This window comes from Dethiosulfatibacter sp., from assembly GCF_983023055.1.
On the sequence record NZ_CEZJXU010000021.1, the window covers coordinates 1 to 12,297 of the forward strand.

Genomic DNA, 12,297 nt, shown 5'->3' on the forward strand with positions numbered 1-12,297 from the left:
ACGAGCTGTATTCTGTCAATACTATATATATTGAAGGGAAGAGCCAAAACATCACTGACTATATTTTCGATAGTTTTATGAAGGATGAGGAGAAATACTATTACGGATATGGTCATGATAATGAAGTTGATGTGGAATTCATAGATTATATTAAACCTGTTGACAGGCTGGTGTGGAAGGCAGACCGGGGATATTATCTTAAGGATGACAAGTCTGAAGTCCTTATACAGTCGGGAAATATCATTTATTTTTTTGATGGGGATTTGGATTTTTCTGATAAGGACATTATAGAAATTTGTAGAAATAAAATGAATATATAAAATGCTCCTGGGTGTAGATTGTCTTATAATGACAGTTTACACCCAAGGAGCATTTGTTTTAATTTGAATATTTTATGATATAAAATTCAGATGATAATTTTCGTAGGACTGGCAGGATTGTCCTGTGATAGAAGCATCCTGTCATTGTCAAGTTCCTTGTTGCTTTTTATTGAATACATCTTAACTAGTTCTGATAGGGTCATGTTATCGCGTTCTTGACCTGAAATGTCCAGGATTATTTTTCCGGCATTCATCATTATTGTTCTGTTTCCAATAGAAAGAGCAGATTTGATATTGTGAGTTATCATTAGTGTTGTAAGATTATTCTTTTTAACAGTATTCCTTGTTATGTTCAATACTTTTTTTGCGGCTGCAGGATCCAGGGCTGCCGTGTGCTCATCAAGTAGCAGAAGCTTTGGGTTTGCTATGGAAGACATGAGAAGTGTAACGGCTTGTCTCTGGCCTCCCGAAAGAAGTCCCATCTTGTTTTTCAGTCTGTTTTCCAGACCCATGTCAAATTCTTCAAGGGCTGTTTTGAAAAAGTCTCTATCCTGTTTTTTTAGTGCCAGGTTGAAGCTTTTTCTTCTGCTTCCCGAATATGAAAGGGCAAGATTTTCTTCAATGGTAAGGTCTGGAGCTGTTCCTTTCATTGGATCCTGAAAAAGCCTTCCAATGGATTTGGCTCTTTTGTGTTCTTTTATATAAGTTATATCTTTTCCATCCAGTGTTATGTTTCCTTTGTTGACCCAAAAGGAACCGCTTATGGCATTCATAAGGGTTGATTTCCCAGCACCGTTTGATCCTATTACTGTTATAAAGTCTCCTTTTTCCAGATATAGACTCAAATCATCAAGAGCAGTATGCTCGTTAACTGTATTTTTGCTTTTCGGAATTCTGAATGTTCTTTGATTGCAGGAATTGAAAGAGCTATCCCTACAATTATCGCCGATACGAGCTTTAGTCCGTATGCAGGGAAGAAGCTTGTGCTTAGGGCAAGGGCAATGATAAATCTGTAGATTGTAGATCCTATAATTGCTGATAGAAGTCCTAGAGTTACTGATCTGTGACCCATGAAAACCTCACCAATTATAACTGATGCAAGTCCGATAACCAGTATGCCCGTACCCGAACTGATGTCTGCATATCCTTGAAACTGTGCAATTACAGCTCCCGAAAGTGCTATACATCCGTTTGATACAGCTAGTGCTATAGTTTTAACAGCATCAACATTGATTGAAGATGAGCGGACAAGGTCTGGGTTGTTTCCCGTAGCCCTGATACTAAGCCCAAGGTATGTCTTGAAGAATAATGCAAGGAGTCCCCAGAATGCAAGGCTGAACAAAAGTGCTATGATTGATTTTATTATACTATAGTCTATTCCCTGAAAGGTGCTCCTTGCCATTGTAAAAATGGTTTGGCTTCCAATAAGTGAAACATTGGAACTGGCTCCCATGATAAATAGATTGATGGTGTATAAGCCACTCATTGTAATGATACTGGCAAGTATTGGATGTATTTTCATTTTTGTCTGCAGAAAGCCTGTTATTGATCCTGCCACGCATCCTGCCGCTATAGCTGCCACAAGCCCTATGATGGGATGGCCTGTCGCGGTAAGTACGGCGGATACAGCAAGTCCAAGGGTAAAGCTTCCGTCTGCTGTAAGGTCTGGGATGTCAAGTAATTTGAAAGATATGTAGATTCCAAGGGCCATCAATCCGTATATTAGTCCCAGTTGAAGGGAGCCAATTGCTAAAGTCATTTTTGTTGCCTCCTGTTATTTATCTAATAATACTGCTGAATCAAGAATTTCCTGAGATAGCTCTATTCCTATGGTTTCTGCAGTTTTTATGTTTATTACAGTAGTAAATTCGGATACTACTATTGCAGGTATTTCGCTTATTGGAGTTCCTTTGAATACCTTGTCGGCCATGTCTGCTGAAATTGCACCGATTTGAACATCATCTATGCTAATTGTTGCAAATGCTCCGGAATCTACCATTACTGCAGAACTGCCGTAAACAGGTATTCCAGCTTCTTTTGCTGCTTCTGCAACTTGAGCCATTGCGCTTTGTACTACACTGTCATTTGGTACGAATATTGCGTCAACCTTGTCTACCAGTGCCAGTGCAGCTTGTTGGACATCAGCAGAGCTTGCAACTGTTGTTTCAACATATTTTAAATCTCTTGAATCAAGATATTCTTTTGCACTATTTATTGTGTTTATTGAATTTACCTCTCCAGTATTGTATATAAGACCGTAGGTTTCCATTCCAGGAGTGAGTTTATCCGAGAGTTCAAATATTTCGTTTATTGGAATAGCGTTTGAAGTACCTGTAGCATTTTTGTCTGGAGTTTCCATTTCAGTGATTACTCCTGCTGCAACTGGATTTGATAGTGAAATGAAGATTACAGGTATGTCGCTTTCCATGTTTACTATTGCCTGTGCTGCAGGGGTTGCGATTGCAGCGATGAGATCAACTTTTTTGTTTACCATATCCTGGCAGATAGAATTAAGGTTTGTCATGTCTCCCTGTGCATTTTTGTATTCAAATTCGATTTTGTCTTCTGTGTATCCCAACTCTTCAAGTCTTGCCATGAATCCGTTTCTCATGTCTTCGAATGCTCCGTTGTCTACAATTTGAATGATTCCAACTCTAAGTTTTTCACTTTCATTTGATTCCGCTTTAGCTGTACATGCAGCCATTCCCATCATTAAAACGATGATTAGTAAAATTGATATAAATTTTTTCATGATTTTGTTCCATCCTTTTTATTTTTTTGATGGTTGGGGTCAAGGCTTTTCTACATAAAAAAACATCTGTCCTGTGTAAAGGACAGATGTAATATCTGCGGTACCACCTTAATTGACAATAACAGCAAATACTGCTGAAAGAATCCGACTCTATAGAATGCCATCACATTCTTCGCCCTTTAACGCTAGCGATGCGTCACAGAATACTAAGTGCAGTTTGCACTTTTAACTGTGCCCTCAATGGTCCATTTATCCGATTCGCATTTCTATCAGGTTTCCATCATCCCCGACTCTCTGTAAGTGCGCTAACGGTTTTATCTCCATCTCAACGGTTGAACATAGTATAACCGCAAAAGTGAATGTTTGTCAACAGAAAATTTCACTCGGTGAACTTGATAATTATTTCATTTATATCCCATAATGTTTCAAGTTTTTCTCTTGCTTCCTCTTTTATAACATTGGAGAATTGATGGGTTTCTTGAAGGTCAATTAAAAGATATATTATACCATCTTCGAGTTTTATATTTTTTATAAGATTGGTTGCAACCATGTCAAGTCCCTTCATTGGATTCATCACTCGTCTTAATCGATCGCGTATTGTGTCAACAGTTGTTGGTTCAAGGTTTTCTACCATGCCATGTCTTTCTTCATAGTTTTTTATTGCTGCCCGTAGTCCTTCAATGGCTAATACGGAACAGTGGACTTTGATGGGAGGAAGTCCTCCCAGTGCATCCGAAGCGTCCTTCCATGTCAACTTCTTGGCTTCGTGAATTGTCTTGCCCTTGGCAAGTTCTGTAATTATTGAAGCTGTTGCAATGTTTGAAGCACAACCATAGGATTCAAATTTTATATCTTCTATTATTTTTGTGTCCGGGTTTACGCTTATATATAGTGAAACCATGTCACCACAGGCAGGGCTTCCTTCTGTTGATTTGCCGTCGGGGTTTTCCAACCTGCCAACATTTCGCGGATTCTTAAAGTGGTCAAGAACTGTTTCGTTGTATGGAAAAGCCATTTCTATACCTCCTTATGCCCAAGAGGGCTTATTAGCCTTAGCTGGGCTACAACCTTATCTATAGTATCTACTGTTTCATATATTTCAGCCATAGTATTAAATCTACCAAAAGTAAATCTAATTGACCCATGGGCTCTTTCATGATCTCCTCCTATGGCTGCTATTACATGGCTGGCTTCAAGAGATTTGCTGAAGCAAGCTGAGCCTGTACTTACGGATATTCCGTACATGTCCATATGGAGTGTTACAGATTCACCTTCAACATAATGGAAGGTTATATTTGCATTTTGGGGAATACGTCTTTTAGGATGTCCATTCAGGCATACATCGGGTATTTTCGAAAGAACCAGTTCTATTATCTTGTCACGCATATCTCTTAATCTAATGCTTTCGTCATCAGTGGATAATTCTACAGCCTTGGCGAAACCAACTGCTCCCGGGATGTTTTCGATGCCGGCCCTGTAATCAAACTCCTGATATCCTCCGTCTGTGATTTTTTTTATTTCAGTTCCTTTTCTTATATAGAGCCCTCCGATGCCTTTGGGTCCGTGTATTGTATGAGCGGATACAGTTATGATATCTACAGGAACGGTTTTCACATCGATTGGAATTCTTGTAAATGTATGTGTTGCATCAGTATGAAAAATTACATTTTTATTTCTGCAGATTTCACCGATTTTTACTATGTCCTGCAGTGTTCCTATTTCCTGGTTACCATGCTGTATGGACACCAGTATGGTTTTTTCGGTTATGAGTTCCGCAAGTTTATCAGTGTTCACGAGGCCGTATTCGTCAACGTCCAAGTAGTCAATTGTAAAACCTTGCTTTTCCAAAGCTTTGGCTGAACGCAAGACTGGGTAGTCTTCAATCTTGGATACTATGATATGCTTGCCTTTCTTGTCTCCCAATGCTTTGACAACACCCTTGATTGCTAAGTTTGACGATTCAGTGCTTCCTGAAGTGAATATAAGCTCTTGGCGGCGGGCACCCAGTCTATGGGCAATAACCGACCTGGCATTTTCCAGTGCTTCTTTTGCCTCGATTCCTTTCGAATAGCCGAAATCAGAAGTTGCAACTGCATAATTATCAAAGTAATAACTTTTCATTTCATTAAAAACTCTCTTGTCAAGTTTTGTAGCCGCTGAGTTGTCAAGATAAATACTTTTCTCCATAAATTTCACCTCTAAATGAATAGCGTTATTGAAGAGTCCCTGGCTTCACTGATATATGTTCCCACTGCTCCATATTCGTCAATTATGTCTTCGGCCAAATCCTTCTTGCTGATGCCCATTATTTCCATGGTCATTTCGCATGCGATAACTTTTCCTCCCAACTCCCTGAAGTCAGACATGAGTCTTTCTGCAGTAGCCACATTATTTTTCTTCATTCTTCTTTTTATCATAAGCTTACCTAGACCAAGCATGTTCATTTTTGAAAGGGGGCCCTGGCTCAGACCGTTTTTCTTTAGTCTAAGAAGACCCCAGAATGTAAAATAAAGGGATGCTTCCATGCCCATTGCCAAAGCTCCATTTGCTACAATAAGGGCGCTGCTCAGTTTATCCATGTCTCCACTGTGCACAATTATGGTAGCTTTCTCACTCATTATATTACCTCCTTATTTTTGGAGTATTATTACCCATCCATCTGCAGATTCTTCTATGCTGACTATCTTTACAGACAAGGCATCTGCAGCCATTGGAATTTCCTTTTTTGATGCAGCGTGGGTTCCAGTTATTATAACCTTGTCTCCAGGCAATGCCTTCCGTAGAGCCTTGCGCATTTCCACCAGGGGAACTGGGCAGGTTTCTTTTCTAACGTCAACGTTAATATCAGCCATAATCTCCTCCTATTTAATAAGTGTTGCTTTATTTTTTCATATTAGTCTATATAGTAATTGTAGTACTTATTGGAAGATTTGTAAAATTTATTGGATTTCAATTCTCATGGGTATCGTGGTATTGACTTATGGAGAAAATGCAAGTAGAATATAATCACGCACGAACAAAGGTTCGTAAGACGTTTTGCTCAAAAATAGTCCAATAACATTTGGATGGAAGCTTGCAATAGAGTATAATTAAGGTATGTCATTATTTGATATGACAATATTAAAGTGGACTTGAAAGAAAAAATAAGCATGAGGTTATTATGGATAAAATAGAGAAATTTGAAATAGTATCGGAATACAAGCCTACTGGGGACCAGCCCCAGGCAGTTGAAAAGCTGACAAAAGGTATATTGGAGAACAAGAAGTTTCAGACTCTGCTAGGTGTTACAGGTTCGGGAAAAACCTTCACCATGGCAAATATAATAGAGAAGGTACAAAGACCCACCCTTGTCATAGCACATAACAAGACATTAGCGGCCCAACTTTGCTCAGAATTCAAGGAATATTTTCCAGACAATGCAGTTGAATACTTTGTAAGTTACTACGACTATTATCAACCAGAGGCCTATGTTCCTTCATCTGACACATATATAGAAAAGGATTCTTCAGTCAATGATGAAATAGACAAGTTAAGGCACTCTGCAACGGCATCTCTCTTTGAAAGAAGAGATGTAATAATTGTAGCTTCTGTTTCGTGCATCTATGGACTTGGTAGTCCAGTTGATTATGAAAATCTTGTTATATCCCTTAGACCGGGAATGATAAAGGACAGAGATGAGATGATAACGAAACTTATAGAAATACAGTACAAGAGAAACGATATCAACTTCACCCGTGGAACCTTCAGGGTGAGGGGAGATGTGCTGGAAGTATTTCCTGCTTCATCCTCCGAAGAAGCTGTAAGAATAGAGTTTTTTGGCGATGAGGTGGAAAGGATTACTGAAGTTAATTCTCTTACAGGGGAGATGCTTGGAAGAAGAAAGCATATCTCTATCTATCCTGCCTCCCACTATGCTACAACGGATGAAAATATTCAGAGAGCTGTCAGTAATATAGGAGAAGAACTTGTAGTGAGGCTTAAGGAGTTAAAGGATGAAAACATGCTTGTTGAGGCTCAAAGATTGGAACAGAGGACGAAATACGACATAGAAATGCTGAGGGAAATGGGCTTTTGCAATGGTATAGAAAACTATTCCAGACATATAAACAACCTTCCTTCTGGAACTAGACCTTATACCCTCATAGACTATTTTCCGGATGATTTCCTTATGATAATAGACGAGTCCCATGTTACAGTACCACAGGTAAGGGGAATGTTCAAAGGTGACAGATCAAGAAAGCAGACCTTGGTGGATTTTGGATTCAGACTGCCATCAGCTCTTGACAACAGACCTCTCCAATTCAAGGAGTTTGAAAAGAAAATAAATACAGTAGTCTTTGTAAGTGCCACTCCTGGTCCTTATGAATATGAACATACTGAAGCGATGGCAGAACAGATAATAAGGCCTACGGGACTTATAGACCCCGAAATAACAGTTAAGCCTGTTGATGGACATATAGATGATCTTATACATGAAATAAGGAAGACAGTGGAGAAGAACCAGAGGATTCTTGTAACCACTCTTACAAAGAGGATGTCCGAAGACCTTACCTTCTATTTAAAGGATGTAGGCCTCAATGTAAGATATCTTCATTCAGACATAGATACTATAGAAAGGATGGAAATTCTCAGGGACTTAAGACTCGGGAAGTTCGATATACTTATAGGAATCAACCTGCTAAGAGAGGGACTGGATCTGCCGGAGGTTTCTCTTGTGGCAATACTGGACGCGGACAAGGAAGGTCTTTTTAGATCCGAGACAGCATTGATTCAGACTATTGGCAGGGCTGCAAGGAATATTGACGGACGCGTTATTATGTATGCCGATAGAATTACAAAATCTATGGATAAGGCAATTTCAGAGACTAACAGAAGAAGAGAAATACAGGAGGAATACAATAAAAAGCACGGTATAACTCCACAGTCAATAGTGAAAAACGTAAGAGGGGTCATAGAGGCTACATCGGCAGCCGAGGAAGACGGGGAATATACAGTAGATGGCAAGCCTGTTGAAATCCACAATGAAAAAGATCTTCTCAAACTCATAGACAAGATGAATTCGGAAATGATGGAAGCCGCCAAAAACCTGGAGTTTGAAAAAGCAGCAACCATAAGAGACGAAATCAAAAAAATGAAAAAATTGAGTAATATAATGATGTAGGGGATTTACAAATCTTAAGCACACATTGTTGTTTTGAATGAAATATTTGAAGTCTGGATGGTTTAACTGGACATCAAATATTTCGTGAAAAAATATGATTTGCTTTTGATTTTAAATCACGTCCTTAATATAGAATATAAATGTTTTCATGAGAAATGAAATATTTGAAGTTTGTATACTTCAGATGTAATAAATTAAAAATAAAGAATAATAATGAGGAACATATGGAAAATAAGATTGTAGTAAAAGGTGCCAAGGAGCACAACCTGAAAAACATAGATGTGGAGCTTCCCAGAAACAAACTTATAGTTTTCACGGGATTAAGCGGCTCGGGAAAGTCTTCCCTTGCCTTTGACACTATTTATGCCGAAGGACAGAGAAGATATGTGGAGAGTTTGTCCTCCTACGCAAGGCAATTTTTGGGTCAGATGGAAAAGCCGGACGTGGAGTATATAGAAGGACTGTCTCCAGCCATATCCATCGATCAGAAGACAACAAATAGAAACCCAAGATCCACAGTTGGTACTGTAACTGAAATACACGACTACCTGAGACTTCTCTATGCAAGGGTGGGAGTACCACACTGTCCAAACTGCGGAAGGGAAGTATCTTCACAGTCAATAGACCAGATAATAGATGCAGTAATGGATTATCCGGAAAGGACAAGGATTCAGGTAATGGCTCCTGTTGTCAGGGGACAAAAGGGAACCCATGCAAAGATGCTTGCAGCCATGAAGAAGGAAGGATATGTAAGGGTAAGGATAGACGGAGAGTCCTACGAACTTGAAGATGAAATTACCTTGAAGAAGAATAAAAAGCATGACATAGAAATAGTAATAGACAGGATAGTCATCAAGGAAGGAATAGGGAAGAGGCTGACAGATTCAGTTGAAAGTGCCCTGACTCTTTCAGAAAATCTTGTATATATAGATGTAATAGATGGTGAGGGCATGTTGTACAGCACCGAGTTTGCATGCACCCACTGCAATATAAACATAGGGGAAATCACACCGAGGATATTTTCCTTCAACAGCCCCTTTGGAATGTGTAATGCCTGCAATGGTCTGGGAGTAAGCAAGGAGATAAGCATCGACCTTATACTTCCAAATATGGACCTTTCAATACCTGAAAGAGCAATAGCTCCTTTTGGAGCAGATAAAAACGGGTATTATTTCCAGATATTCAAGTCGATAGCGGACCATCACGGATTTGATATAAACAAACCCCTTAAAGATGCACCAAAGGGGTTTATAGATGAATTGCTTTATGGAACAGGGAGTAGGAAAATCACAGTGGACTTCGAAAGCAAATTCAATGGAAGAAGGGTTTTTACAAAGGAATTCGAGGGAGTGGTAAACAACCTGGAAAGAAGATATTCTGAAACAAAATCCCATGACATGAGAGAATGGATTGAAAGCTATATGATTGAAAAACCCTGCCACGTTTGTGGTGGTGCAAGGCTGAATCCCAATGCTTTGGCGGTAATCCTTGACGGAACAAATATACATGAGCTTTCATCTATGTCCATAGGAAGGATACTGGATTTTCTGTCAAAGCTGAAACTGAATGATAGAATGGCCTTCATAGCAGACCAGATACTTAAGGAGATAAACGAAAGACTTGGTTTTCTTGCAAACGTAGGACTTGACTATCTTACACTTAGTAGAAATGCAGGAACTCTTTCAGGGGGAGAATCACAACGTATAAGACTAGCCACCCAGATAGGTTCAAGTCTTGTAGGTGTTCTTTATGTACTTGACGAGCCTAGCATAGGTCTCCATCAGAGGGACAACAGCAGACTTATTGAGACATTGAGGGGACTTACGGATATTGGAAACACCCTCATTATAGTAGAACACGACGAGGAAACGATATATGCTGCGGACCATATACTTGACATTGGACCTGGAGCAGGAATTCATGGTGGGGAAGTTGTTGCCCAGGGAACCGTTGAGGAGATCATAAGCAACGAGAGATCCATTACTGGGCAATATCTCAGCGGGAAAATGAAGATTGAAGTCCCTTCTACAAGAAGGAAGGGAAACGGAAATATTATAACGATAAAAGGTGCGGAACAGAACAATCTGAAGGCAATAGATGCCGATATACCACTTGGTACATTCACCTGTATAACCGGGGTTTCCGGTTCTGGAAAGAGCTCACTAATAAATGAGATACTCTATAAGGGGATTTACAGAAAGTTCCACAAGAGTAGGGTGGTGCCTGGGAAACATGATGAAATACTGGGCATTGAAAACATAGATAAGATAATAAATATAGACCAGTCTCCAATAGGAAGAACTCCAAGGTCAAATCCTGCTACATATACAAAGGTATTCGACCAGATAAGGGATCTCTTCGCCATGACTTTGGAAGCAAAGACAAGGGGATACAAGAAGGGAAGATTCTCCTTCAATGTTAAGGGAGGCAGATGCGAGTCTTGTAAAGGAGACGGTATAATTAAGATAGAGATGCATTTCCTTCCTGACGTATATGTTCCATGTGAGGTTTGTAAAGGTAAGAGATACAACCGGGAAACCCTTGAAGTAAAGTATAAGGGTAAAAATATCAACGAGGTACTTGCGATGTCAGTTGAGGAATCCCTTGAGTTTTTCGATAGCATTCCAAACATAAGGAACAAGTTTAAGACAATGAATGATGTAGGTCTTGGATATGTCAAGCTTGGACAGCCATCAACACAGCTTTCAGGTGGAGAAGCTCAGCGAATCAAGCTGGCTTCCGAGCTCAGCAAGAGAAGCACTGGAAAGACACTTTATATTCTTGACGAGCCTACAACGGGACTACATATGGCTGATGTACACAAGCTTATCGATGTTCTCAACAGGCTTGTGGAAAGCGGAAACACAGTAGTTGTAATAGAGCATAACCTTGATGTTATAAAGACTGCCGACTATATTATTGATCTTGGACCTGAAGGTGGAGACAAGGGAGGACTCATAATCGCAAAAGGAACTCCTGAGGAATTGATTAAGATAAAAGGTTCATATACAGGGACATATCTCAAAAAAACCCTATAGTTGTTGAATATTGAATACCAAAGTTGTATAATTTAACAGTGGGTGATAGGATGAATAATACAGAATTGTTGAATCTTCCGCAGGCTGTCATAGATGTTTTGCCGCTAGGCATAGCACAATGCGGGCTTGTTTTGGATGATAATTCAAATATAAAAGATATCAGAATTTTAAAAGCGAACAAGAGCATCAGGGAAATAACCGGTTACAACAACTATGAGCTCGCCAACAAGACTATGAAGGAGCTATTTCCTGCAATAAGGGAATCTGTATATGACTGGATTAAAATACTTGGTGAAGCTTCTCTATATATTGGAACAAAGCATATTGAACAATATATGGATGTGTTTGACAAGTATCTTAGTGTTGATGTTGTCAGTATAAAGGAGAACGGCTTCTATCTTGTGATGGAAGATATTACTGACAAGAAGGAATGTAGTAGGAATATACTTGAAAAAGTCACCGAAATTAATTATATCAATGAAGAATTGAGAAAGAAGGCCAATCTTGACAATATGACATTGGCATACAACTATCAGTTCATAATGAAGCTTCTAAAGGAAGAAGTGGAAACTGCAAATAAGGAATCGAAAAAATTCACTGTGGCTCTTCTGGACATCGATAGATTCACTGAAATAAATAGGAATCACGGAATAGAAGTGGGAGATAAGGTTCTTGAGGAAACTTCTGAAGCCTTGAAGAACAGCATGAGGAAGATTGATTCCCTTGCAAGGACAGGTGGGGACGAGTTCCTGCTACTCCTTACAAATGTAGACATAAACATAGCAAAAATCGTTATTGAAAGGATGAAGACACAGCTTAATCTGGATGTCAGAATCCTGAAAGGCGAAAGCATAACTCTAAGCGGAGCTGTTCTTGAATATGAAGACGGAGGCTGCGAAGATTTTTATCACGAGCTCAGGGCCAAGCTAGACAAGGCGAAATCCCTTGGATACAATACAATAATTTTTTAGCAAGAAAGCAGCTTTGCTGCGTTAACCAGGTCACAGCGACATCGTCGCGCTAGAT

Annotated in this window: 11 protein-coding genes; 4 read left to right on the forward strand and 7 right to left on the reverse strand. The window is 39.5% G+C overall.

Annotation, left to right across the window (positions count from 1 at the left end):
* The coding region (locus AC3AX0_RS01895) for a hypothetical protein (RefSeq protein WP_487548609.1) at window positions 1-320 on the forward strand (320 nt) is incomplete at its 5' end.
* Window positions 321-406: 86 nt separating this feature from the next.
* Here the strand turns inward: AC3AX0_RS01895 and AC3AX0_RS01900 are convergent.
* The 7 genes from AC3AX0_RS01900 to AC3AX0_RS01930 all read right to left on the reverse strand — a co-directional run bounded on the left by AC3AX0_RS01900 (window position 407) and on the right by AC3AX0_RS01930 (window position 5,924).
* A complete protein-coding gene (locus tag AC3AX0_RS01900; RefSeq protein WP_487548610.1) occupies window positions 407-1,165 on the reverse strand; it encodes an ABC transporter ATP-binding protein in 759 nt (252 codons plus the stop codon).
* Window positions 1,162-2,079, reverse strand: coding sequence for an ABC transporter permease (locus AC3AX0_RS01905; RefSeq protein WP_487548611.1), 918 nt, complete (start codon window positions 2,077-2,079; stop codon window positions 1,162-1,164). Before AC3AX0_RS01905 ends, AC3AX0_RS01900 begins: the two co-directional genes overlap by 4 nt.
* Window positions 2,080-2,094: 15 nt before the next feature.
* On the reverse strand, window positions 2,095-3,072 hold the full coding sequence (locus tag AC3AX0_RS01910) for an ABC transporter substrate-binding protein (protein ID WP_487548612.1): 978 nt from the start codon (window positions 3,070-3,072) through the stop codon (window positions 2,095-2,097).
* 379 nt (window positions 3,073-3,451) lie between these two features.
* Window positions 3,452-4,087 carry an iron-sulfur cluster assembly scaffold protein gene (locus AC3AX0_RS01915; RefSeq protein WP_487548613.1) on the reverse strand — a complete coding sequence of 212 codons (636 nt, stop codon included), beginning with the start codon at window positions 4,085-4,087 and terminating at the stop codon, window positions 3,452-3,454.
* Between the two features lie 2 nt (window positions 4,088-4,089).
* A complete protein-coding gene (locus AC3AX0_RS01920) occupies window positions 4,090-5,259 on the reverse strand; it encodes a cysteine desulfurase family protein (protein ID WP_487548614.1) in 1,170 nt (389 codons plus the stop codon).
* Window positions 5,260-5,270: 11 nt separating this feature from the next.
* On the reverse strand, window positions 5,271-5,690 hold the full coding sequence (locus AC3AX0_RS01925; RefSeq protein ID WP_487548615.1) for a DsrE/DsrF/DrsH-like family protein: 420 nt from the start codon (window positions 5,688-5,690) through the stop codon (window positions 5,271-5,273).
* Between the two features lie 12 nt (window positions 5,691-5,702).
* Window positions 5,703-5,924: a sulfurtransferase TusA family protein gene (locus tag AC3AX0_RS01930; RefSeq protein ID WP_487548616.1), complete on the reverse strand. Its 222-nt coding sequence runs from the start codon at window positions 5,922-5,924 to the stop codon at window positions 5,703-5,705.
* 317 nt (window positions 5,925-6,241) lie between these two features.
* Here AC3AX0_RS01930 and uvrB point away from each other — a divergent pair, with 317 nt between their 5' ends.
* The 3 genes from uvrB (at window position 6,242) to AC3AX0_RS01945 (ending at window position 12,242) form a co-directional block, all read left to right on the forward strand.
* Window positions 6,242-8,233, forward strand: a complete 1,992-nt coding sequence (gene uvrB / locus AC3AX0_RS01935) for an excinuclease ABC subunit UvrB (protein WP_487548619.1) — start codon at window positions 6,242-6,244, stop codon at window positions 8,231-8,233.
* 224 nt (window positions 8,234-8,457) lie between these two features.
* The gene (uvrA, locus tag AC3AX0_RS01940; RefSeq protein ID WP_487548617.1) at window positions 8,458-11,271 is read left to right on the forward strand and encodes an excinuclease ABC subunit UvrA; all 2,814 of its coding nucleotides are present in this window, start codon (window positions 8,458-8,460) and stop codon (window positions 11,269-11,271) included.
* Window positions 11,272-11,321: 50 nt separating this feature from the next.
* Window positions 11,322-12,242: a GGDEF domain-containing protein gene (locus tag AC3AX0_RS01945; RefSeq protein WP_487548618.1), complete on the forward strand. Its 921-nt coding sequence runs from the start codon at window positions 11,322-11,324 to the stop codon at window positions 12,240-12,242.
* Window positions 12,243-12,297: the final 55 nt, after the last annotated feature.

Excerpts from the sequence above, each read along its gene's own strand:
- AC3AX0_RS01905 (WP_487548611.1), bottom strand. The coding sequence starts at position 2,079 with ATGACTTTAGCAATTGGCTCCCTTCAACTGGGACTAATATACGGATTG.
- AC3AX0_RS01910 (WP_487548612.1), bottom strand. The coding sequence starts at position 3,072 with ATGAAAAAATTTATATCAATTTTACTAATCATCGTTTTAATGATGGGA.
- AC3AX0_RS01915 (WP_487548613.1), bottom strand. The coding sequence starts at position 4,087 with ATGGCTTTTCCATACAACGAAACAGTTCTTGACCACTTTAAGAATCCG.
- AC3AX0_RS01920 (WP_487548614.1), bottom strand. The coding sequence starts at position 5,259 with ATGGAGAAAAGTATTTATCTTGACAACTCAGCGGCTACAAAACTTGAC.
- AC3AX0_RS01925 (WP_487548615.1), bottom strand. The coding sequence starts at position 5,690 with ATGAGTGAGAAAGCTACCATAATTGTGCACAGTGGAGACATGGATAAA.
- AC3AX0_RS01930 (WP_487548616.1), bottom strand. The coding sequence starts at position 5,924 with ATGGCTGATATTAACGTTGACGTTAGAAAAGAAACCTGCCCAGTTCCC.
- uvrA (WP_487548617.1), top strand. The coding sequence starts at position 8,458 with ATGGAAAATAAGATTGTAGTAAAAGGTGCCAAGGAGCACAACCTGAAA.
- AC3AX0_RS01945 (WP_487548618.1), top strand. The coding sequence starts at position 11,322 with ATGAATAATACAGAATTGTTGAATCTTCCGCAGGCTGTCATAGATGTT.